General features: G+C 70.2%; 16 protein-coding genes. 10 read left to right on the top strand and 6 right to left on the bottom strand.

Annotated features, from left to right (window positions below):
• Nucleotides 1-122: 122 nt before the first annotated feature.
• Nucleotides 123-3,629, bottom strand: a complete 3,507-nt coding sequence (locus HF323_RS07695; protein ID WP_169581967.1) for a family 43 glycosylhydrolase — start codon at nucleotides 3,627-3,629, stop codon at nucleotides 123-125.
• Nucleotides 3,630-3,951: 322 nt separating this feature from the next.
• Here HF323_RS07695 and HF323_RS07700 point away from each other — a divergent pair, with 322 nt between their 5' ends.
• Complete coding sequence (locus HF323_RS07700; RefSeq protein WP_169581968.1) at nucleotides 3,952-6,876, top strand: immunoglobulin-like domain-containing protein; 2,925 nt, start codon at nucleotides 3,952-3,954, stop codon at nucleotides 6,874-6,876.
• A gap of 127 nt (nucleotides 6,877-7,003) precedes the next feature.
• Entirely contained in the window at nucleotides 7,004-7,966 is a 963-nt protein-coding gene (locus tag HF323_RS07705; protein WP_169581969.1) for an oxygenase MpaB family protein, read from the top strand.
• Between the two features lie 72 nt (nucleotides 7,967-8,038).
• Here HF323_RS07705 and HF323_RS07710 read toward each other — a convergent pair whose 3' ends face one another.
• A complete protein-coding gene (locus HF323_RS07710) occupies nucleotides 8,039-10,021 on the bottom strand; it encodes an Ig-like domain-containing protein (RefSeq protein ID WP_169581970.1) in 1,983 nt (660 codons plus the stop codon).
• A gap of 28 nt (nucleotides 10,022-10,049) precedes the next feature.
• Nucleotides 10,050-12,362, bottom strand: a complete 2,313-nt coding sequence (locus tag HF323_RS07715) for a beta-L-arabinofuranosidase domain-containing protein (protein ID WP_169581971.1) — start codon at nucleotides 12,360-12,362, stop codon at nucleotides 10,050-10,052.
• Nucleotides 12,363-12,706: 344 nt separating this feature from the next.
• Between HF323_RS07715 and HF323_RS07720 the strand changes: the two genes are divergently transcribed.
• Complete coding sequence (locus HF323_RS07720) at nucleotides 12,707-13,555, top strand: NAD(P)-dependent oxidoreductase (protein WP_169581972.1); 849 nt, start codon at nucleotides 12,707-12,709, stop codon at nucleotides 13,553-13,555.
• A 60-nt stretch (nucleotides 13,556-13,615) separates the two neighbouring features.
• On the top strand, nucleotides 13,616-14,173 hold the full coding sequence (locus HF323_RS07725; protein WP_169581973.1) for a DUF1992 domain-containing protein: 558 nt from the start codon (nucleotides 13,616-13,618) through the stop codon (nucleotides 14,171-14,173).
• Nucleotides 14,174-14,176: 3 nt separating this feature from the next.
• Here HF323_RS07725 and HF323_RS07730 read toward each other — a convergent pair whose 3' ends face one another.
• Together HF323_RS07730 and HF323_RS07735 are read right to left on the bottom strand one after the other, a co-directional pair.
• Entirely contained in the window at nucleotides 14,177-14,467 is a 291-nt protein-coding gene (locus tag HF323_RS07730; protein ID WP_169581974.1) for a DUF4287 domain-containing protein, read from the bottom strand.
• A 30-nt stretch (nucleotides 14,468-14,497) separates the two neighbouring features.
• On the bottom strand, nucleotides 14,498-15,523 hold the full coding sequence (locus tag HF323_RS07735; protein ID WP_169581975.1) for a LacI family DNA-binding transcriptional regulator: 1,026 nt from the start codon (nucleotides 15,521-15,523) through the stop codon (nucleotides 14,498-14,500).
• Between the two features lie 175 nt (nucleotides 15,524-15,698).
• Here HF323_RS07735 and HF323_RS07740 point away from each other — a divergent pair, with 175 nt between their 5' ends.
• From HF323_RS07740 to HF323_RS07765, 6 genes are all read left to right on the top strand, one after another.
• A complete protein-coding gene (locus HF323_RS07740; RefSeq protein WP_169581976.1) occupies nucleotides 15,699-16,997 on the top strand; it encodes a sugar ABC transporter substrate-binding protein in 1,299 nt (432 codons plus the stop codon).
• Nucleotides 16,998-17,065: 68 nt separating this feature from the next.
• Nucleotides 17,066-17,983 carry a sugar ABC transporter permease gene (locus HF323_RS07745; protein WP_169581977.1) on the top strand — a complete coding sequence of 306 codons (918 nt, stop codon included), beginning with the start codon at nucleotides 17,066-17,068 and terminating at the stop codon, nucleotides 17,981-17,983.
• Between the two features lies 1 nt (nucleotide 17,984).
• Nucleotides 17,985-18,887: a carbohydrate ABC transporter permease gene (locus tag HF323_RS07750; RefSeq protein WP_169581978.1), complete on the top strand. Its 903-nt coding sequence runs from the start codon at nucleotides 17,985-17,987 to the stop codon at nucleotides 18,885-18,887.
• Entirely contained in the window at nucleotides 18,884-20,818 is a 1,935-nt protein-coding gene (locus tag HF323_RS07755; protein ID WP_169581979.1) for a beta-L-arabinofuranosidase domain-containing protein, read from the top strand. Before HF323_RS07750 ends, HF323_RS07755 begins: the two co-directional genes overlap by 4 nt.
• Before the next feature lie 133 nt (nucleotides 20,819-20,951).
• The gene (locus tag HF323_RS07760) at nucleotides 20,952-22,193 is read left to right on the top strand and encodes an MFS transporter (RefSeq protein WP_169581980.1); all 1,242 of its coding nucleotides are present in this window, start codon (nucleotides 20,952-20,954) and stop codon (nucleotides 22,191-22,193) included.
• Between the two features lie 108 nt (nucleotides 22,194-22,301).
• Nucleotides 22,302-22,643, top strand: coding sequence for a DUF2834 domain-containing protein (locus HF323_RS07765; RefSeq protein WP_169581981.1), 342 nt, complete (start codon nucleotides 22,302-22,304; stop codon nucleotides 22,641-22,643).
• A gap of 6 nt (nucleotides 22,644-22,649) precedes the next feature.
• Here HF323_RS07765 and HF323_RS07770 read toward each other — a convergent pair whose 3' ends face one another.
• Entirely contained in the window at nucleotides 22,650-22,868 is a 219-nt protein-coding gene (locus HF323_RS07770; RefSeq protein ID WP_169581982.1) for a hypothetical protein, read from the bottom strand.
• Between the last annotated feature and the right edge of the window lie 19 nt (nucleotides 22,869-22,887).

Raw genomic sequence — 22,887 nt, forward strand, 5'->3', positions numbered from 1 at the left:
GCGATTCGTCTCGTCGCTGCGCTCCCCGCAGCGAGACGAAACGCGCTGACACGCGACTGCGCGCCGCGGGGGCGATTCACCCGCGGCGCGCGTCGCATCGGCCGCCGAGCGGCCGGGTCAGGTCACCCGCACGAGGCGGGTGCGGTCGTCACGTCGAGCGTGCGGGTCACCGGCGTGCCGCCGACAGTCGCCGTCGCGGACACCTCGACCGTGCCCGCCTCGATGGAGGGGAGGCGCGTCGTGAAGGCGTAGGACACGGTCTTCCCCGCGCCGAGGGACGCCGTCGACTTCGCGCCGTAGGGCGAGGCGGCCGAGACGGCGACCGCGAATGCCTCATCGTTCGTGAGCGAAACCGTCTGGACGACCTTGCCGGCCACGCACCTTTCCGCCACCGCTGCCGAGACGTCGAGCGTCGGCGCCGGCTCGCCCGCCACCGTGACCGTCACCGACACGGTCCGGTTGTCGGGCGCGACCTCTTCGTCCACTTCCATGTCGAAGATCGGCAGGCCATCGGAGGCGAAGTGCACGCGGCGCACGAACGTGTCGCGCCCGGTCAGGCCGTTGTTGCTGGTGCGTGCGTGGAACACGTACAGCAGGTTGTCGTCCTCGTCGAACGACCACATGCCGTGGCCGGTTCCCAGCTGCCACTCGCCGTTGAACAGCCCCGACTTCTGGATCGGGTAGTTCAGCTTCGACCACGCCGCGGGGCTCGTGAGGTCGACGCCTTCGCCGGCGGTCGCCGTCGCCAGACCCGTCGTGTAGGTGTCGCCGACCGTCGATCCCGAATAGATCAGGTAGAGCTTGCCGTCGTGCACGTGCACGTTCGGGCCCTCGGCGATGGTGTTGTCCCACGCGTACTCGGGGGCGAGGATCCGCACGGGGGCGGAGGTCAGCCGGGTCGGGTTCGCCGGATCCATCTTCGCGATGAAGATCGAGCCGAGCATCTGCCACGCGTAGTAGGACTGACCCGAATCCTGGAAGTAGGTCATGTCGAGCGAGATGTTCTGCACCGGGTTGAGGATCGACCCGTCGGCACGCACCACCTTCTGCGCCTTGGTCCAGTTCGCCGGCACCGCGGGGTTCAGGTCGTTGCCCTGGGCATCCTGCTTCAGCTGGATGATGCTGGCGCGACCGGTCCACATGTCGGGGCGACCGTTCGAGCCGTTGTAGCACGGCATGAAGAGGATCGACAGGCGCCCGTCGATGACGTGGAACTCGGGCGCCCAGAAGCATCCGGTCATCACCCCGCCGTCGGCGTCCGTGTCGCCGGCGCGCAGCAGGTCGATCTCGACGTTGCGCCCGGAGCGGATCGCCTCGTCGGAGAGGTCCTCGATGTCGTCGGCGATGCGGATGGGCATGTGCGCGCCGTTCGCGGGGTCGATCGGGTTGAGATTGAGATCCTCGGTCGCGATCATCAGGAACTTCTCGTCGCCGTTCCAGTCGAACCGGAAGATGGACGGGTCGGCGCGCTCGTCGGCGAACGGCGTGGCGTACTCCGGCTGCTCGACCGTGCCGGTCACCTCGTACGTTCCGGGAGTCGCCGTGTCGACGGCGGCGATCGCGTCTTCGTCCCACGCGATCGCGCGGCTCGCCGAGGACCCGTCGCTGTAGGACAGCTCCGCGCGCTCGGGGAGCGCCCCCTCGAGGGACTCGCCGGCCTGGATCTCGACGTCGTCGAGCGCCGCGATGTCGGTGTTGATGACGCGGCCGAATCGCACCTCCAGCGCGGCGGCGATCTCAGGCGTGATCGCGATGGCGTTCCCACTCGCGTAGTCGGCGACCGGGGCCGTCGCCACGCCCGCCGTCGCGCCGACCGAGCCGCGCAGCACCGGGCCGCGCGTGGCCGCATCGGCGAGGTCGCCGAACGTCGTGTACATCGGCGCGCCGGCGTCCGACGTCCAGGTGACGACGTACCGGTCGGAGGCGGTGTCGAAGACGACCGCCGGCTCGTTGACGCCGCTGGTCACCCCGACATCGACGAGTCCGACCTCCTGGTACGACAGCAGGTCGTCGCTGCGCGCGAACAGCAGACGGTTGGACTGCGTGCCGTCCGAGGCGCCGCCCCGGGCGGTGCGGGTCGCCACGATGCCGAAGTCGCCGTCGGCCAGGTAGAAGATGTGCGGGTTGCGCAGGCTCCGCAGGATGCTCTCCGTCGTGCCGCTCGCGGGCGGCGTCGCCGAGGTCTTGGGGAAGAAGATGCCGTAGTTCTCGTTCAGCGGCGACCACCCGGCGCCGTCTTCGAGGGCGAGGTGCATGCTGAGCGCCACGTCGGCGTTGTTCGCCTCCGACACCGTCGTCGGCGTGCGGTGGTAGGCGAGCAGCTGCGGCGCGGCGGCGGGCAGCACCCTGACGGCGAATCGACGCACCGAGGAGGCGCTCGTCGCAGTGTCGGTGACGGTCACCTCGATCTCGGCGTCGACCGCATCATCGGCGGCCGACACGATCGCCTCGCCGACTTCGACCTCGCCGCTCACGGACGTGACCTCGCTCTCGGTGCCCTCGGGCGCGGCGGGGAGCGACGCGCCCGAGCGCACGACGGACGGGATGACGAACCGCTGTGCGAGCCGGTCCGCGCGCTGCTGGGCGGTCTCGGTCGAGGGCAGCACCGTCACCGTGATGGTCTTGCTGGCGGTCACTCCCCGCACCGAGGCCACGGCGGTGAGCTCGACCGGAACTGCCGGCTCCCCTGCCAGCGGAGCGGTGACCGCGCCCGTCGTCGAGACGACCGCGGGATTGCTCGAGGTCCAGGTGACCCGCCCGTTGGAGGTCGGAAGGTCGATGTCGGTGCTCGTCTCGCGGTCGACCAGGTTGAGGCCGTCGATGATGGCCTGCGCCTGTGCCTGCAGCTCGGCGGCGTGCGCCTGGGCGTCATCGTTCGACACCTGGGCGACCTCGGCGGCCGTGAGTGCGCGGTCGTAGACGCGGAACGCCGAGATCGCGCCCTGGAAGAGGGGGTCGGGCCACGGCGCACGGCCGATGGTGTTGAGCGACTGGTCGACGACATCCGCGGGGGTCGCTCCCACGTCTCCGTGGGCGGCGCGGACGCCGTTGATGTAGAGGGATGCCGTGCCCGCCGCACCGTCGACGACCGACGTGACGTTGACCCACGTGTTCGCGGTGAGTCCGCACGAGCCCGCCTGCACGAGCTGCTCGACGCCGCCCGCCTTGAGGCCGACGAGCGGGGAGCGACCCGAACCGCAGTTGAGGGAAGCGAAGAAGTACTCGGTCGCGGAGGACTCGTTGCCGATGTTCCACAGGAAGTGGAAGCCGTTCAGCATCGCACTCGACGCCTTCACCTCGGCAGTGAGCGTGGCCGATTCCTCTCCCGAGAGGAGGTTGTCGGGGAGCTCGACCCAGTTGCCGGTCGACGTCTTGGCGCCGCCCCGCAGAGTGAGGGACGATCCGGTCCAGTCGGATGCCTGGACATTGCGGACGGTCGCGGCACCGAAGGTGGAACCGGCCGCCGTGTTGGGGACCGAGGAGCCGGAAGCGACGTCGAACACGTACTCTGCGAGCAGGCCCTCGTCGGGCACGGCGGCGGTCGCGTTGCTCACCCCCAGGCCGAGCACCATGGCGCCGATCGCTGCCAGCGCTGTCGCGGTCTTCCGGGTGCGGGAGGACACTCTCATTCCACTCTCCATCAAGTGATGCCGAACATCGTCGACGCGGCTGTTATCGCTCACGTTAGCGGTAACCAAACGATCAGCACCACCCTCGCGCGTGGAAAGGTCCAAAAGCAACGACCGTGAAGTGTTACCGATACCTCCGCCCTTGACACGAGGCGAAGGAGGCATTTACCGTGAAGGAACCGAGGATTGTTTCCGGTAACACCGACCCGACCCTCCGTCTCCGGACGGCCGACCATCTGCGCGATGACGCACACCCGCACCGACGGCGACGTCGGAACGCGGCATCCCTCGCCCGTGCGCATCGACGAGAGCGAGGACCAGCGTGCGAACGCGCAACCGAACCCGAGCCCGAGCCCTGACCAGAGGCGGTGCCGTCGCCACGGCTGTCGCCCTCGCGCTGACCGGCGCCGTCGCGCCGGCGGCGCACGCCGCCATCGAGGCGCAACCCCTGATCCACTACACCTTCGACGCCGCATCGGGCACGACCATCCCCGATGCGAGCGGCAACGGGCACAGCGCCACCGTGCGCCAGTCGGGCGCCGAGTTCCGTGACGGCGTGCTGAGCCTCCCCGGCGGATCGCGCACCACCACCGCGTACGTCGAGATCCCCTCGGCCCCACTCGTGGGCAAGAAGGACCTCACCATCTCGACGTGGATGTCCAACCGCACGGGCCCGGCGAACGTCGCGGCGGCCTTCATCGGCGCACCCGTGGCCTCCGGCGCATCCTTCTCATCGGGCTACTGGCTGCTCAACCCGACCAACCCGAGCGGCTACGTCAAGTCCGTCGTGACCAACGCGACCAGCGCGTCCTCTCCCTGGACCACCGAGGTCGGGCCCGGCGCAACCAACACCGCCACGTCCGGCATCCGCACTCCCGCGGGCATGTCGCTGTACACGACCGTGATCGACGGCACCAACGGCCAGCTGCGCGTGTACGTCAACGGCGTGCGCATCGGGCAGACCGCGATCGCCCGCGACGTGTCGTCGTTCGGGTCGTCGCTCGTGTCGTACATCGGCCGCTCGACCTACAACGACGCGAACTGGAACGGCGAGGTCGACGACTTCGCCGTCTACGACTCGGCCCTCGCCGAGGCCGACGTGCAGGCACTCTATTCGGGTGAGGCCCTCGACCGCGCGATCAGCGCCGTCGACGTGCCCGCATCGGCGGTCTCCGACTTCACGCTCCCCAGCACGAGCTACGGCGTGCAGGTCGCCTGGTCGTCGGACAGCCCGGCGATCGCGGTGACCGGCTCGACGGCCGACGTCACCCGACCCGCCGCGGGCTCCGGCGACGCGAGCGTGACCCTCACGGCGACGTTCACCGCGGGCGCGGAGTCGCGCACCGAGACGTACGTCGTGACGGTTCCCGAGGATCTGGCCGACGACGTCAAGGCCGAGCAGGACCTCGACGCGATCGAGATCGAGGGTGCCGCGAACATCCGCACCAACTTCTCCGTCCCCGCCACCGGCGCACAGGGCTCGACGATCGCGTGGACGGTGACCTCGGGCGGTGCGAACGCGAGCCTGCGCACCGGCGTGACCGCGACCTCGCGCACGGTCGAGATCGAGCGTCCCGCCGCGGGCGCCGAGGCCGCCGAAGTGGTGCTCACCGCCACGGCGACCAACGGGTCGGCGCAGCGCACGCGCGAGTTCCGCCTGCAGGTGCAGCCGATGCCGGCCGGCACGGCCGACACCGAGGCCTACGTGTGGGCATTCTTCACCGGCGAAGGCGCGGGCGCGGAGCGCGTGAGCCTCGCCGCCTCGAAGGGCAACGACGCGCTGGCATGGAACACGCTCAACGGCGGCGAGCCGCTGTTCACCTCCGAGCTCGGCACCAAGGGCCTGCGCGATCCGTTCATCATCCGCGCGCCCGAGGGCGACCGGTTCTACATGCTCGCGACCGACCTCAAGATCGACGGACTCGCGGGCGGCTTCAACACCGCCCAGATCTCAGGCTCGCGCTACATCGAGGTCTGGGAGTCCGACGACCTGGTCAACTGGTCGGAGCAGCGCCACGTCAAGGTGTCGTCGGACTTCGCCGGCAACACGTGGGCGCCCGAGGCGTACTGGGACGAGGAGCTCGACACGTTCGTGGTGTTCTGGGCCTCGAACCTGTACCCCACCCCGAACGCCGCGGACCGCACCGCAGTCACCTACAACCGCATGATGTACGCGACGACGGACGACTTCCGCACCTTCTCCGAGCCGAAGATCTGGAGCGACGTCCCGCGCGGCACCGGACGGGGCCTGATCGACTCGACCGTGGCCAAGGTCGGTGACACGTACCACCGCTTCACCAAGGACGAGGCGTCGATGACGCTCCGCCAGGAGAAGTCGACCGACCTCCTCGCCACCATCACCGGCACGCTCCCCGGCCCGACCGGACCGGCCGACCAGTGGACGCTCGTGAAGGAGCGCGTCGCCTCGGGCCTGCCCAACGGCGAGCCGGGCGGCACCTACTCGAGCGGCGAGGGACCGAGCATCTTCCCCGCCAACGAGGGTGACGTGAACAACCTCGACTGGTTCCTCTTCATCGACCAGCCGAACTACCACGGGGGACCGAACTACTACATCCCCTTCGGGTCGAACGACATCGCCGACGGCGACTCGTGGGTCCCGTTGGGCGCGAAGCTGCGCGCCAACCTGCCCCAGAACTCCGACGGGGGCAAGCCGCGTCACGGCACGGTCATCCCGGTCACCCGCGCGGAGTACCAGAAGGTGCTCGAGGCGTATGCGCCGCACGTCGCGGTGGCGTCCGTCGGGGCGATCGACGTGACGACGAAGGCCGGCGTCGCCCCCGTCCTTCCGCAGGTGCAGCTCACGAAGACTGACGGCTCCCAGCAGACCGTCGCCGTCACGTGGGACGCCGTCGACGCCTCCGACTACGCGACGCCCGGAACCTTCACGGTCACCGGCATCGCGCAGGACGACTCCCGCATGCCGGTCGAGGCGACCGTCACCGTGGAGCCGGCCGTCGAGGTCGAGGTCACGGCCGAGACACGCTGCGTCGCGGGCAAGGTGGTGCTGGCTGCGAAGCTCGCGAACGGCTCCACCACGCCGGCCGACGTCGCCGTGTGGACGGCCTACGGCACCAAGTCGGCCACTCTGGCCGGCGGCAAGAGCGCGTCGTACGCCTTCACCACACGTCTGGGCTCGATCCCGTCGGGCGAGGTGCGGGTGACCGTCACCGCCGGTGCCGCGTCGGGAACGGTGACGGCGGACTTCGCCGCACGGAACTGCGGCTGAGCGAGCGGATGCCGCGGCGCTGAGTCGCGACGCGGAACCGAGGCCCCGGCGGACCACGCCGGGGCCACGGTCGTTCTCGGTGCAAGACGCGAGGCCGAGGCATCCGTCCCCGTGGCACGCTGGAGAAGTGACAGCGACCAGCGCCGCCCCGACGAGGACGCTCCGGGCGCGCCTGCTCACCGCGCTGTCGGGCGATCCGAACGGGACGCCGCCGTGGGTGCGCGCGCTGGCCGAGGGCGACGACCGCGGCTACTTCGCCGAGGACGGCGCCGCGTGGAGCGTCCACGCCGGCATGGGGACGATGGTGGCCGGGATCCGCGCGCTGCTGCTGCAGGCGCTGCACCCCGGGGCGCTCGCGGGCGTGCACGACTGGTCGCGCTACCGCGAGGATCCGATCGGGCGGCTCACCGGCACGGTGCGCTGGGTGATCTGCCTCACGTACGGCTCTCGCGCGCAGGCCGAGCAGGAAACGGCGCGCGTCGGGCGCTTCCATCGCCGCGTGACAGGCACGTACCGCACCCCCGACGGCGCGGATCGCCCGTACACGGCCGCCGATCCGGAACTCGTCGAGTGGGTGCATCTCGCCTTCACGGACGCCTTCCTCACGTGCCATCAGACGTGGGGCCCGCCGATCCCCGGCGGCGCCGATGCCTACGTCGCGGAGTGGGCGACGGCCGGGCGGCTCATGCGCGTGGCGAATCCCCCGACGAGCGAGGCCGAGCTCCGCCGGCGCCTCGACGGCTTCCTCGAGCGCGGGGTGCTGCGGCGGGACGAGCGCGTCGACGACGTCGTGCGCTTCCTGCGGAAGCCGCCGTTCCCCGGCTCTCGGTCGATGTCGCTGGCCTACCGCGTGCTGTTCGCGAGCGCCGTCGCGACGATCCCGCGCCGCTACCGCCGGCTCCTCGGTGTGCGCCGCACGCCGCTTCCCGTGGTCACGACGACGCGGATCGTGCTGGCGACGGTCGGCCGCGCGCTCGGCGCCGGCCCGCGGGCTCAGGACTTCGCGCGCCGGCGGCTTCGCCGGCTCGAACAGGCGGGGACGGATGCCCCGGCCGCTGCCGGAGACGAGGCATCCGTCTCCTCATCCTGACCCGCGCCCCGCGACGTGCGCACGGGAACGGCCCGCGATCCGAGGATCGCGGGCCGTTCCGAGGGGTGACGCTCAGCCGCAGCTGAAGGCCGGGTAGGCGACGTCCTCCTCGTAGGTCGCGTCAGGACCCGCCGTGCCGGTCACGGCGATCTCTCCGCCCGAGACCCCGAGGGTGCGGGTCGTGAACGCGACCGACGCGGTGGCGCCGGCCTTGACCCCGGTGAAGGTCTTCTTCCCGAAGGAGGAGCTCACCGTGATGTCCGCGGCGACGTCGTCGGCGTTCCTGACGCTGACCGCGAGCACGACCTTGCCGGCGACGCAGCGCTGGAGCACCGTCGGCTGCAAGTCGAGCGTGTCGCCGACGAGCGTCGGCAGCTCGACCGTCACGTGCTCCTCCACGTTGCCGGCGGCATCCTGCGCCTGCACGTGAACGTACCGGGGCTCCTCGGTCAGCTGCACCGAGAAAGGCTCGTCGTACGTCGCGTACATGTTGTTCGTCGCGCCCGTCGGCGACGGGTCCGGGCCGTCCGACCACACCGTGCGGGTGACGCCCGAGCCCGGCTCCGCATCGCTCGGGGTGAGGGTCACGGTCGCCGATGCGCCGTCGACGACGATCCAGTCGATGCCGGTGGTGGGGGCGATCGTGTCGACCTTGACGGTCTCGGATGCCTCGCCCACCGCATCGTCCTCGCTCGTCGCGCGCGCGCTGACCGTGATCTCGCCCTGCGCATCGACCGTGAACGGCTCGTCGTAGGGCTGCCAGGTCTCGCCGTCGAGGCTGTACTCGACGGTGGCGACCGGGCTGGCCGTCTCTTCGGCCGTGAGCGTGACGGTCGGCGCGGTCGTGTACCAGCCCGAGCCCTGCGGCGCGGAGTCGAACTCGATCGCGACGATCGGCTCGGTCTGGTTCAGCGGCTCGACGACGAAGACGGTCGCGATCGCGCCCGGTGCGTACCCGGCGACGGTACCGGCGACGTCGAAGATCGCGTCGGCCGCGGCGTAGGCCGCCGGCTCGATGTCGGCCCAGTCGACGTCCACGCCGCTGCTCGCGGTGCCGTCGTCGTACGTCGCCCGCACGGAGTCGGGGAGCACGGGCTCGACGCCCGGCGTCGTGATCGTCGCCGAGTAGCCGACGCTGTCGATCGCGTCCGACAGCGTGTCGGCGACGTAGACCGTGGCCGAGACGGTCTGCCCGTCGTAGCCCGCCGGGTCGCCCACGACCTCGACCTCGCCGGCCGACGCGTAGGAGGACGCCGCGACCGGCGCCCACTCGACGTCGACGTACGTCAGCGGTCCGTTCTCACCGATCACCCATGCCTGCTCGGGAAGCTGGGGCGCCGTTCCCGTCACCGTGCGGACGGCCACCGCCTCCGAATCGATGAAGGCGTTCGGGTCCTCGGGCTCGGGCTCGACGATCGGGGCGTTGACCCCCCAGACCTCCCACTCGATGACGCTGGTCGCCTTGCGCTGGCCGCTGAACACGACGCGATCGAGGACGAGGCGCACGGCGGTCGTCGTGACGGCGTCCCAGTTCGCCTGGACGACGGGCTGCGACGCCACCGGGGCGGCGGTGTTGAGCACCGGCAGCGGATAGCTCAGGTTCGCGCCGGTCACGGGTGCCCACTCGCCCGCGCTGGTGCGGTACTCGACCTTCCAGGCCGCGGGGATCATGACGCCGGAGTCACCCCCCGGGGTGAGGTGGTTCTGCCACAGGTAGAGCTTCGACGAGCTCACCGTGACGGGACGCTCCCACGTGTAGGTCGCGATGTCCTGCGTCGGACTTCCCGGGGCACCCCAGGTGCCCCACATCGCCGAGAGCGTGTTCGTCGGCCCGACGACGCCGTTGTTCAGCGCCGCCGCCGAGTTCCAGCCGGGCACGTAGCTCACCTCGGTGACGGGCGCGTTCTCACCGGACGCGAGCGCCACGTTGAACGGCTCGTCCGCCGCTGTCGCCGGTATCGACACGGCGGCGCCGCCGGCGACGAGCGCGAGAGCTGCGGCCACTGCGACCGCGAGCCTCTTCACACCGGTGCGCCCGGAACGAAGCGTGTGCATGGAAGTCCCTTCTGTCTTCGTCGACATGTCAGTTGGCCGAATCGATCGGCGCACGTCCCGCGGCGAGCAGGATCTTCTGGCGATTGCGGGAGGTCAGCAGTCCCGCCGCGACGTACTCCGACGAGACCTCCCCCACGGCGTCGAGGAAGGCGGATCGATCGGCGAACGGGGCTCGCGCCCACACCTCATCGAGCAGCGTCTTGCCCGATCGCTTGGGGTTTGCGACGCCGGAGCTCTGACCCGCGAAGGTCACGGTCGGCTCGTTGCGCTGGAAGTACATGTGATACGCCACGTCGCGGCCGTTGTAGGCCGGCTCGTAGCTGAGACTGCCGATCGCGAAGACGTTCGCCGGCGTCTTCGAGATGCCCCGGCTGACGTCTCCGCCGAGGTCGAGCCGGTCGGCCAGCGACACCTTCAGGTAGCTGGTCGATGCGCTCGTCGCGGTGAGGACGACGGGGCCGTACATGAGGGCCTGGATGTCGGCCCGGTCGACGGCCGACTCGACGCGCACGGTGAGCGGAATGCGCAGGGTGATGGTGTCGCCCGCCGCCCACGCGCGGTCGATCGTCGCGTAGGTGCCGGGCTCGACGTCGACGCCGGCGTGGGCGCCGTTCACCTCGACCGTGGCGCCGCGCGACCACGACGGGATGCGCAGGTGCACCTTCAACGGGCCCGTAGGCGCCGTCTTGACCGTGAGCGTCGACGTCTCGGCCTCGGGATACGACGACATCTGCTCCAGAACGAGCCCGTTCTCCTCCCACGTCAGGGTCGACGCGATGTAGAGGTTCACGTAGAGCTCGGTCTGGTCGGCCGAACGGAAGTAGATGCCCTCCTGGTACTTGACGTGGCTCTCCAGCCCGGTGCCGCCGCAGCAGGTGCCGATGTTGCCGTTTCCGTACTCCTTGCGGGCCCCCGGCTGCACCGGGAACATGTAGAGATTCTCCGGTCCGCTCGTCGACTCCTGGTTGCGCCGCCCGCCGAGGATGTGGTTGAGCACCGTCCGCTCGAAGTAGTCCATGTACTTGGGGTTCTGCTCGTTGAAGAACAGGTAGCTGGCGACCTTGAGCATGTTGTACGCCGCGCACGACTCGGCGTTGCGGGGTCCGATGTCGCCGGCGACCGTGTTCGCGGGGCCCCACAGCTCGCCCTCTCCGGTTCCGCCGTGCGCGTACGCCCGGCCCGGCACGACCATGTCGTAGAACCCCTTGGCGGCGTCGAGGAAGTGGTCGTCGCCGGTCTCGGCGGCGAGCTTCACGTAGCCGGGGAACTGCGGGATGTGCTGGTTGGCGTGCTTGCCGTTGAGCGTGTCGGTGCCGGCCGCGCACGCGTCGACGAGCGTGTGCAGCGTGAAGAGCTTCGCGGCGTCGAGGAACTCGCTCTTCTGCGGGTCGGCCGAGCGCCAGTACAGCTCGATGAGCACCTCGTTCATGCCGCCGTACTCGCCGGCGATGTACGACCCCCACATGCGCGCGAGCTGAGCCGGGGTGCATTTCGACAGCCGGCTGAAGACCCAGTGCCCGATCCCCTCCGCCAGCTGCAGCGCCTTGGCGTTGCCGGCGAGTGCGTGTGCGTCGAGGAGACCGGCGAGGATCTTGTGCAGCGTGTAATACGGCGCCCAGATCTCGCCGTACGGCGCGAACTCCTCGAGCGCCGAGAACTGCCATTCGCCGTACGCCGACAGGAAGCCGGGGTGCGAGTACCGGGGTGCCCCTTCGAACTGCTGGGCGGCGAGGGCGGCCCGGCACTCCTCGAGCCCGTCGACGATCGCGTTCACCTTGTTGAGCAGCGCGAGCTCGCCGGTGGAGGCGTACGCCATCGAGATGCCGCTGAGGAAGTGTCCGCCGTAGTGACCGCGGAGGCAGCCGCCGGCGCCGGCGGTGTTCTGCCCGCGCACGTATTCGCGCGGCCCCCAGCGCTGGGCGTCGGGGTTCGGGCCGTACTCCTCCCAGCCCCCGGGGGGCGTCGCCCCGTTCGTGGAGAGCCCCGCGTTGCGGCGGAACACCGCGAGGATCTTGTCGACCGAGTAGGCCCGGTACAGCACGAGGTGCTGGTCGAGTGCGCGCGTGAAGACGCTCTGGCCGAGCGTGACCGACGTCAGCGGGAAGGGGCGCACGGTCCAGGCGTCGGGGTAGACGAGCGTCTGTCCCGCGAGCACGACCTGCGCCGACCGGACGGGTCCGGCGGCGCGGAACGCCGAGACTCCCCCGCTCACGGTCGATGCGGCGGCACGCGCCTGGGTCGGATCGAGGAGCGCGACGGCGGCGGCCATGCCGGCGAGAGCGACACCTCCTCCCACCACGACGTTGCGTCGTGAGATGCCGGTTTCCGTTTCCGGTGTCATCGGGTTTCCTTTCTGAGCGAGGCGAGGACGACGCGTGCGCGGGCACGCCGAAGAGACCCGCGAGGTGCGGGGGTGGTGGACGGATGCCTCGGCACGCGCGGTGCGCACGGTGCCGAAGCGTCGGAGAGCGCCGGTCAGCCCGGCGAGCAGGCGGGCGCGAACGGTCCCGGCAGGCGCCGGCTCGTGATGATCGTGACCTCCTCGTGCACGACGTGACAGCGATGCGCGAAAGGCTTTTCGGGCTCGCCTGCTTAACGGTAGCGCTAACAGTTAGCGAGAACAATCCCCATTCCTCGAAACGCCTTTCCGTCCTCGGGATGCCGCGGGCATGGCACGCTGGACACATGCGCATCGCTCTCACCGGGTCCTCCGGCAAGCTCGGAACCGTCGTCGCCCGCGAGCTCCGCGAGGCCGGATACGACGTCATCGGCATGGACGTCGTCGGCACTCGCGGCCCGTCCTTCGTCGAGGTCGACCTGACCGACTACGGCCAGGTGATCGACGCGTTCGGGGCCGTCGGCGACCGCCACGACGGCATCGACGCCGTCGTCCACCTCGGCGCGATCCCCGCCCCCGGCATTCGCAGCGACGTCGCGACCTTCCACAACAACATGACGGCGACGTTCAACGTGTTCTGGGCAGCCGTTCGCCTCGGCATCCGTCGAATCGTCTACGCCTCGAGTGAGACGGTGCAGGGCCTCCCGTTCGACGCGCCGCCGCCCTACGTTCCCGTGGACGAGGAGTACGCGCCGCGGCCCGAGTCCGTGTACTCGCTGGTCAAGACGCTCGAGGAGCGCCTGGCGACGGAGCTCGTGCGCTGGCACCCCGATCTGTCGATCACCGCTCTGCGATTCTCGAACGTCATGGTTTCCGAGGACTACGCCGAGTTCCCCTCCTTCGACGAGGACGCCCGGCTGCGCAAGTGGAACCTGTGGGGCTACATCGACGCCCGCGACGGTGCTCAGGCGGTGCAGCGCGCGCTCGAGGGGGCGCCGGCCGGCTTCGACAACTTCCTCATCGCCGCAGGCGACACCGTCATGAGCCGACCGAACGCGGAACTGCTCGCCGAGGTCTTCCCCGACGTGCCGATCGCGCGCGATTTCGGACCGAACGACACGCTGCTGTCGATCGACAAGGCACGCCGCCTGCTGGGGTTCGATCCGCGCCACTCGTGGCGCGACCACGTCGGCTGACCCGCGCCCCCGCGCTCGCGTCGGCTTAGGCTCGAAGGAGAGTTCCGGCGGAGGTGCACGATGACCGACGATCCTCGACTCGCTGCCGCGCGCTATCGGCAGAAGCAGCTCGCCGGGGGTGGCGACGGCGATGACGCCCCCGCCGACGACGAGCGGGCGCGGGCTGCGAACGCGGTGGACCGCGCGGCCTACGTCGAGGTGTCGATCCAGCAGGCGATGCGCCGCGGCGACTTCGACAACCTTCCCGGCGCGGGCAAGCCGATCCCGGACCTCGGCTCGTCGCACGACGCCGACTGGTGGATCCGCCGGAAGATCCAGACCGAGCAGCTGACCGGGCTCGGTCCGCCCGCGCTCATGCTGCGGGTCGAGAACGCCGAGCTCGAGGACCGCCTCGACGAGCTCGGCCACGAGGACGACGTCCGCGAGGCCCTCGAAGACTTCAACGGCCGCGTCATCGACGCGCGGCGACAGCTCCTCGGCGGTCCGCCGGTCGTCACGCCCACGCGCGACGTCGACGCCGAGGTGGCGGCATGGGCGCGGCGGCGAGCGCAGCGGGCGGCTGCGACGCCGCCGGAGACGGATGCCTCGCCCCGCCGTCGATGGTGGCGACGGCGCTGATCCTCACCGGGCCGGGTTCGTGGCGGCGCCGTCGAGCCACAGCATGTTCGACGGGTCGGAGTGCGTCCCGCCGGACTCGACGTGCTTGTCGCTGATCCGCGGCCCCTTCGTGATGACGTGCACCATCGCCATGGCGTGGCCGCGGCCGAGGCCGTAGTCGGCAGCGAGCCACTCGACGATCGGCGCCGCCTTGGTGTTCTCGTCGAAGCCCTTCTCGCGGGCGATGTCGATGAGCTGTCTGGGGGTGAGTCCGGTCTTCTTCTCGACTGCGTCGAGGTACGCCTGGAAGGACATGGCGCCGAGCCTAGCCGCGGGAACCGCCGCTCATCTGCGCGGGATCGTCGATCCGCGGATCACCAGTCGCACGGGCGAATGGTGCTCGCCGCTGCCGATGTCGACCCCGTCGATCGCGTCGAACACCCGCTGCGCGGCCTGGCGACCGAGCATCTGCAGATTGGCGTCGATGCTGGTGAGCTCGGGACGCGAATTCGTCGCCAGGACCTCCCAGTTGTCGTAGCCGATGATCGCGAGGTCGTCGGGCACCTTGCGGCCGAGGTCGCGGGCGGTGTCGAGCGCGCCGCGGGCGATCTGATCCGAGCCGCAGAAGATCGCGTCGACATCGGGGTGCCGCTGCAGCACCATCGCCGCGGCATCCCTCCCCCAATGCTCGGTCCACTCCGAGAACATCGGCTCGCCCACCAGCGAGAGCCCCGCCGCCTCGAGACCGGCTCGCGCGCCGGCGAGGCGGTCCTGCGCGGCGGCGTACGACGGGTCGCCGGTGATGTGGGCGACGCGGGTGCGTCCGCACGCGAGCAGGTGTTCGACGGCCAGCCGGCCGCCGGCGTAGTTGTCGGGGGTGAGGGAGAGGTCGCGCGGATCGTCGGAGGGGGCGTACGCGTAGACCACCGGGACGGGGAGCTCCTGGCCGAGCGAGGGGCGCGGGTCGGTCTGCCGCCCCACCACGATGATGCCGTCGACCCTGCGGCTGAGGAGAGCCTTCAGGTGGTGCTGTTCGCGGATCGCGTCGCCGCGGGCGTCGCAGAGGAAGACATTGATCTGTCCGGCACCGAAAGCGTCTTCGGCGCCCATGAGGATCGGGATCATGAAACGGCCTTCGAGATCGCTGGTCAGCAGGCCGACCGTGCCGGTGCGGCCGGCGAGCAGCCCCTTCGCCATCGCGTTGGGGGTGAACGCGAGCTCGTCGGCCGCGCGGAGCACGCGCTGGCGCGTGGCGACCGCCACGTCGTCGCGGTTGTTCAGCGCTTTCGATGCGGTGGCGATGGAAACACCGGCACGCTTGGCGACGTCGCTGAGCGTCGCCGCCCTGCCTGCGGTCTCACTGGTCGTCACGTTCGCCTCCTTGCTGCGGAAAGGTTATCGGAGAGGCTACTTGACCACTCGGCGATACACACGATAACTTACCGAAAGGGATTTCGTAGATTTCGAATCCGCCACGCACCACCACAGCGGTGCCGACCTGGGGTCGGCGTCATCCGCTCGAAGAAGAGCTAGAGGAGACAACTGCATGTTCACCCCCCGACGCCGAGTCGCACTGCGTGCGGCCACGGCCATCGTGGCGGCTGGCGCCCTCGTCGGCAGCCTCACCGCCTGCGCTGGAAACAGCGGGTCGCCCGCTCCCGCCGAGTCCATCCCCGCCGAGGGTGTGGACGACGGCTCGACGCTGACGCTGTGGACCCGCGCCCCCATGGAGCGCCAGGCCAAGCTGCTGGTCGAGGCGTACAACGCAAGCCACGAGAACCAGGTCGAGCTGACCGTCGTCCCCAACGACGACTACGTCGCCAAGGTCGGCGCCGCCGCCGGGTCCAGCGGGCTGCCCGACCTGTTCGCCGCCGACATCGTGTACGTGCCCAACTGGGTCCAGCAGGGACTGTTCGCCGACATCAGCGAGCAGATCGACGGCCTCGACTACAAGGACGAGATCAACAAGGGCCACCTCAGCGCCGGCACCTACGAAGGCGCCGAGCACGTGCTCCCCTTCGTCCTCGATCTCTCCATGCTGATGTGGAACAAGGAGCTCTTCGCCGAGGCGGGACTCGACCCCGAGAAGGCACCCGAGACGCTCGCCGAGTTCGCCGAGGCGGCCAAGGCCGTCCAAGACCTGGGCAAGGACGGCGTGTCCGGCACCTCGACCGGCCTCAACTGCGGCGGATGCCTCGTCTTCACCTGGTTCCCGTCGATCTGGGCCTCGGGCGACCAGGTGATGAACGACGAGGGAACCGAGGCGCTGCTCGCGAGCGACACCGCCAAGGAGGTCTACTCCACGTGGGCCGACCTCGAGGACTACGGCGCCGTCGCGCCGGGTTCGGCCGACGAGACCGGGGCCACATGGGTGGCCGGCTTCCAGGAGGGCAACGTCGGCGTCATGCCGTACCCGGCCACCCTGCTGTCGGCGCTCGAGTTCGACGCGGGCGTCGCCGGCATCCCCGGCGTCGACGGCGGCGTCTCGACGTTCGTCGGCGGCGACGGCATCGGCATCTCGAAGGACTCGCAGCAGTCTCCGCAGGCGTGGAACTTCCTGCAGTGGATGATGTCGGAGGACGCGCAGGTCGAGGTGCTGGCGAAGGACGGCAACGCGGTCTCGCGGTCCGACCTCGCCGACAACGAGTACGCCGCGCAGGACCCCCGCCTAGTCACGATCAACGAGGTCGCCGCTCAGGGCGACACCCCCGTGGCGCTGAACTTCCAGCAGGCGTACAACGCCCCGGGCAGCCCGTGGATCACGTTGGTCCGCAACGCGGTCCTCGGCGACGGCACGTCCGTCGACGCGGACAACGACGAGATCACCGCGGTCCTCAGTCAGTAGACCCTTCCGCCGGCGGGGTGCGCTGCCCGGCAGCGTACCCCGCCGTCTCATTCCCAAGGAGCGACGACGTGGCCTTCTCCACCTCAGTCCGACGCGCCGGACGCGGACGCGCCCGAAGCCGAAGCCCGCTGGGCGGCCCGATCCAGGGCTGGCTCTATGCGGCACCCACCGCGATCTTCGTCGTCGCGCTGTTCCTCATCCCCCTGGTGCTCGTCCTCCAGATGTCGGGGTCGGACTGGCCGCTCCTGCGCGGCAACATGGGATGGAACCTCCCCGACAACTACGTCGACGCGGTCGACCACCGCCTGTTCTGGGACTCGATCCGCTTCACGATCCAGTACACGATCATCACGACGGTCCTGCTGGTCGGACTGGGCCTGGGTCTCGCGCTCCTGGTGCAGGAGTCGACGGCCTGGAAGGGCTTCCTCCGCACGTCTTTCCTCATCCCCAGCGCGCTGGGCCTGGCGTCGGCATCCCTCCTCTTCTACGTCCTGTACTCGCCGTTCGCCGGCCCGTTCGCCGATCTCATGGAGACGTGGGGATTCACCTTCCTCGGCACGCCGGAGGGCGCACTCTGGTCGACGGTCTTCCTCATCGTGTGGCGCTATGCGGGCTTCTACATGCTGCTCATGCTCGTCGGCCTGCAGGGCATCCCCGAGGACGTCTTCGAGGCGGCGCGCATCGACGGGGCATCCCGCTGGCAGACGTTCCGCGACATCACCGTCCCGCTCCTGCGCCCGACCTTCGCGCTCACGATCGTGCTCTGCGTCACGGGTTCCCTGCTGGCGTTCGACCAGTTCTACATCCTCACCAAGGGCGGCCCCGACAACAGCACGATGACGATCGTCCAGCTGATCTACAACATCGCCTTCCAGGGCCAGAACAACCTGGGCATCGCCGCAGCCCTCTCTGTCATCGTGCTCGGCGCCCTCATCGTCATCAATGTCGTGCAGCTGCGCGCGTTCAACCGTCCCGAGGAGGCGTGACATGACCCTCACGGAAGACACCACGTCCACCCGCACGATCGTCGCCCCGAACCTGAAGGGCACGCCGAGGATCTCGCGTCGGCGCACCGCACGGCTCGTGTGGGGCATCCCCTACGGGATCTTCACCGCCGCGCTGGCGATCATCTTCCTCTACCCGCTGGTGTGGACGACCGTCTCGTCGTTCAGCCCGCAGGCCGGATCGGCGCAGACCGACGGCTGGGGCTTCGGCAACTACGTGTCACTCGCGAACTTCCAGGCAGGGATCTGGGTCTACCTGGGCAACTCCCTGTTCGTGTCGCTGGTGACCGTCGCCCTCACGCTCGTCGTCTCGTTCCTCGGGGGCTACGCGTTCGCGAGGTTCCAGTTCCCCGGCAAGAATCTGCTGTTCCTGCTGGTGCTCGCGATCCTGATGGTGCCGTACGCGACCCTCCTGATCCCGCTGTACGTGATCCTCAACGCCATCGGCCTGCAGAACTCGCTGCTCGGCGTGGCGCTCGTGCTCACGATGTTCCAGCTGCCGTTCTCGATGTTCATGATGCGCATCTCCTTCGAGTCGATCCCGCGGGAGCTCGACGAAGCCGCGCTCGTCGACGGCTGCAACAGCTTCACCGCGCTGTGGCGCGTGCTCCTGCCCGCCGTCAAGCCGGGCCTCATCACCGTGGGCCTCTTCGCCTTCCTCACGGCGTGGAACGACTTCATCGCGCCGCTGATCCTCATCAACGACACCAACCGCATGACGCTGCCGCTCGCGGTGGCCAACCTCCGCGGTCAGGTGATGGGCGTCATCGACTACGGCGCCACCGAGGCGGGAGTCGTGGTGCTGGCACTCCCGTGCATCGTCCTCTTCCTGGTGCTTCAGCGCCACTACGTCCGCGGATTCATGTCGGGAGCTTTCAAGGGATGACCATTCACACGATCAGCCCGGCGCCGCAGGCGCCGGCCGTTCCGACACGCGGCAAGCTGCGGCCGCTCGGTCTCGGCGACGTCCGGATCACCGGCGGGTTCTGGGGCGAGCGGCAGGCCGTGAACGGCAGCAACACGCTCGATCACATCGGCGGCCGACTGGAGACGGAGGGCTGGCTGCCCAACTTCGACCTCGCTGCCTCGGGGGGCCTGCCCGCCGGACGGCGTGGACGCGAGTTCTCCGACTCGGAGATCTACAAATACCTCGAGGGCCTCGCGTGGGAAATCGGCCGCACCGACGACGTGGCGCTCGAGCAGCGCTTCCGCGACGTGGTGGCCCGCGTGGCCCCGGCGCAGGAGGAGGACGGCTACCTGAACACGATGTTCGGCCGCCGCGGCCAGGGCGCCCGGTGGTCCGACCTCGAGTGGGGCCACGAGCTGTACTGCCTGGGTCACCTCTTCCAGGCCGCTGTCGCGCGCGAGCGCACGCGGCCGGGTGCCGACGACGGGCTGCTGGGGATCGCGCGGCGCGCCGCCGACCTCGTGTGCGACGAGTTCGGCATCGAAGGGCGCGATGCGGTCTGCGGCCACGCCGAGATCGAGGTCGGCCTCGCGGAGCTCGCTCGCGTGACCGGAGACCGGCGGTACCTCGCTCAGGCTCGGCTGTTCGTCGAGCGGCACGGCCGCGGGACGCTCCGCGACATCGAGTGGGGGCGCAAGTACTACCAGGACGACCTCCCGGTCCGCGAAGCCACCGTGCTGCGAGGGCACGCGGTGCGGGCCAACTACCTCTCGGCGGGCGCGATGGACGTCGCCGTCGACACCGGCGACAACGAGCTCCAGAAGGCCCTGCGCCGCCAGTGGGAGCGCACCGTCGCGCGTCGCACGTACATCACGGGCGGCCAGGGATCCCACCACCAGGACGAGGCGTTCGGCGAGGATTGGGAGCTGCCGCCCGACCGGGCCTACTCGGAGACCTGCGCGGGAATCGGCTCGATCATGTTCACGTGGCGCCTGCTGCTCGCCGGCGCCGATCCGCGGCACGCCGACCTCATCGAGCGCACCCTCTTCAACGTGGTCGCGACCTCACCGGCCCCGGACGGCCGCTCGTTCTACTACGCCAACACCCTGCATCAGCGCGTGCCAGGCGTGGAGGCCGACGCGGACGGGACGTCGCCCCGCGCCTCGTCGTCGCTGCGGGCCCCGTGGTTCGAGGTGTCGTGCTGCCCACCCAACGTCGCACGCACGCTCGCGAGCCTCGACGCCTACATCGCCACGGCGGACTCCGACGGCGTCCAGCTGCACCAGTACGCGCCGTCGACCGTGCGAACGACGCTCGACGACGGCCGCATGGTCGGGTTCGACGTCGAGACGGAGTACCCCGCGAACGGGAGCGTGACGATCACCCACACCACCGACGCCGACCAGCCGTGGACGCTCAGCGTGCGCATCCCGTCGTGGGCGGCGGGCTCCAGCCTGCGGATCGTGACGGCCGACTTCGTGCAGCAGCGTCCGGTCGAACCGGGAATGGTGGAGATCCGCCACGCCTTCCGCGCCGGCGACGTCGTCCACCTCGAGCTGCCGATGGCCCCGCGGGTGACGGCGCCCGACGCGCGCATCGACGCGGTGCGCGGGTGCGTCGCGATCGAACGCGGCCCCGAGGTCCTCGCGCTCGAGTCGACCGATCTCGGTCCGGCGGGCGTGGACGACGTCGGCCTGGTCGCCCTCGCGCCGGGCGCCGAGCCGATCGAGCGAGACGGCCGCGTATGGGTGACGGTCATGCGGGTGCCCGTCGTGGACGCCCGGTGGCCGTATGGCGAGGCCGTGGAGGGGGCGGATGCCTCGGCCGCCGAGGTGCCGCTCGTGCCGTATCACGAGTGGGCCGAGCGCGGACCGTCGACGATGCGCGTCTGGATCCCCGTCGCCGGGTGACGGCGCCCAGACTCCGGCCAGGCACGCCCGGTAGACTGAAGGCACCATCCCGGATGTGTATCTACCTGGTTCCTCGCGGACCAAGGCGGCACGACGTGCCGCGAACCGCGGCGAACACGGCACAGGATCACAGATGCACACGACATTGGCGGCGCCGCGCCGCACGAGCCTCGTTCGCGAGGCGGGATTCTCCTACTTCCCGATCGCGCTGATCGCGCGCCTGCCGTTCGCCATGATGGTGGTCGGCATCCTGACCCTCGTGGTCTCCGCACGCGACTCCCTCGCGCTCGGCGGTCTCACGTCGGCCATGACGGGGCTCGGAACCGCGCTGTTCGGGCCGCTTCTCGGAGCGGCGGCCGACCGCTTCGGCCAGCGCCGCGTGCTGCTGATCTCAGGGACGCTCAACAGCCTGCTGCTGGTCGCGATCGCGTGGCTGGCCTTCGCGCCGGTTCCGGATGCCTCCCTCCTGATCGTCGCCTTCCTCATCGGCGCATCGATGCCGCAGGTCGCACCCCTTTCGCGCAGTCGCCTGGTCGGCATCATCGGCCGCGCGTTCTCGCGCGACCGGCGTGAGTCCGTCGTCGGCGGGACGATGGCGTACGAGAGTGCCGCCGATGAGATCGTCTTCGTGTTCGGTCCGGTGATCGTCGGCCTGCTCGCCACCACCATGAGCCCCGCCGCCCCGGTCATCGGGGCCGCCGTGCTCGCGCTCGTGTTCGTGAGCGCATTCGCGCTTCACCCGACCGCGCGCGTCGGCGCGCCCGCCGGGGCCGCGAAGCCGGCACAGGCGTCCGCACGCGAGCTCGCCCGCCCGGCCCTCGTGACGACCGTCGTGGGGGCCCTCGGCATGGGCCTCTTCTTCGGTGCCATGCTGACCTCGCTCACGGCGTTCATGGCCGAGCGCGGCGCACCCGAGCAGGCCGGTCTGGTCTACGGGGCGATGGGAATCGGCTCCGCGGCGCTCGCGCTCGGCGTCGCGCTGTTCCCCGCGCGGTTCACGCTCACGGCGCGCTGGCTCGTGTTCGCGGTGATCCTGGTCGCGGGCACCGTCGCGCTTCCGTTCGTCGACAGCGTGGCGGCGATCACGGTGTGCCTGCTCGTCATCGGGATCGGCATCGGCCCGACGCTCGTGACGCAGTACAGCCTCGCGGCCGCGCGGAGCCCGCTCGGTCGATCCGCGACCGTCATGACGATGCTCGGCTCGGCCGTCGTGGTGGGGCAGTCCGCGGCATCCGCTCTCACCGGCCTCATCGCCGAGACCGCCGGCGCCCGGATCGCCCTCATCGCGCCGATCGTCGCGGCCGCGGTCGTGCTCGGCGCGGGAATCGCGAACGCGCCGCTGTCGCGGATCAGGCCCGCGTCCCGCCGAGGGTGATCGCGTAGGTCGCGCGGGCCGGACGGCACATCCTCGGCGAGCCGGGCGGCGCGAAGGCGCCGAGCGGCGGAGTCCCGCCATCCTGCCGACTCGGAGGAGAATCGGCGCATGACGCGCCACTGGACCCCGCTCGCCGCCGTGTACGTCTGCCTGGCCGTGCTCGGGCTCATCGGAACCTGGTACTTCAACGTCGTCGCCATCGTCGAGCTGCGCGACTTCCTCGGCGACCTGGTGTCGAGCGGACCGGCGGTCTCGTCGATCAGCATCGATCTGCTCGTCGTCGCCCTCGCCGGGAGCATCTTCGTGATCGTCGAGGCCCGGCGCCTCGGCATGCGTTTCGGCTGGCTCTACGTCGCCGGAGCGGCGATCACCGCATTCGCGTTCACGTTCCCGCTGTTCCTCGCGATGCGCGAGCGCCGCAAGACCGAGCTCGCACGTGCAGAGGAGTAGTCCCGGTCAGAGCGCGGCGATGCGGGTGCGGAGCTGCTCGAGCGTGTCTCGGGGAAGCTGACCGCCGGCCATCTTCAGCACGTCGGCGGCGGGCATCGTCTTGGCGCAGCCGATCATCGGGTGACCGGGGAGCTCGGGCACGAGTTCGACGATGATGCCCCGCGCCTCGGGATCGTCGAGCAGCTGCCCGAGCGTCGTCGTCTCGAGGTCGTACTTGCCGGCCATGTGCTTCTCCCTCGTGCCG

The sequence above is a fragment of the Microbacterium sp. MF43 genome (genome assembly GCF_012847295.1).
Taxonomy (GTDB): Bacteria; Actinomycetota; Actinomycetes; order Actinomycetales; family Microbacteriaceae; genus Microbacterium.

Coding starts and splice junctions, on each gene's coding strand:
- HF323_RS07695 (WP_169581967.1), bottom strand. CDS start 3,629: ATGAGAGTGTCCTCCCGCACCCGGAAGACCGCGACAGCGCTGGCAGCG.
- HF323_RS07710 (WP_169581970.1), bottom strand. CDS start 10,021: ATGCACACGCTTCGTTCCGGGCGCACCGGTGTGAAGAGGCTCGCGGTC.
- HF323_RS07715 (WP_169581971.1), bottom strand. CDS start 12,362: ATGACACCGGAAACGGAAACCGGCATCTCACGACGCAACGTCGTGGTG.
- HF323_RS07720 (WP_169581972.1), top strand. CDS start 12,707: ATGCGCATCGCTCTCACCGGGTCCTCCGGCAAGCTCGGAACCGTCGTC.
- HF323_RS07725 (WP_169581973.1), top strand. CDS start 13,616: ATGACCGACGATCCTCGACTCGCTGCCGCGCGCTATCGGCAGAAGCAG.
- HF323_RS07730 (WP_169581974.1), bottom strand. CDS start 14,467: ATGTCCTTCCAGGCGTACCTCGACGCAGTCGAGAAGAAGACCGGACTC.
- HF323_RS07740 (WP_169581976.1), top strand. CDS start 15,699: ATGTTCACCCCCCGACGCCGAGTCGCACTGCGTGCGGCCACGGCCATC.
- HF323_RS07750 (WP_169581978.1), top strand. CDS start 17,985: ATGACCCTCACGGAAGACACCACGTCCACCCGCACGATCGTCGCCCCG.
- HF323_RS07755 (WP_169581979.1), top strand. CDS start 18,884: ATGACCATTCACACGATCAGCCCGGCGCCGCAGGCGCCGGCCGTTCCG.
- HF323_RS07760 (WP_169581980.1), top strand. CDS start 20,952: ATGCACACGACATTGGCGGCGCCGCGCCGCACGAGCCTCGTTCGCGAG.
- HF323_RS07765 (WP_169581981.1), top strand. CDS start 22,302: ATGACGCGCCACTGGACCCCGCTCGCCGCCGTGTACGTCTGCCTGGCC.
- HF323_RS07770 (WP_169581982.1), bottom strand. CDS start 22,868: ATGGCCGGCAAGTACGACCTCGAGACGACGACGCTCGGGCAGCTGCTC.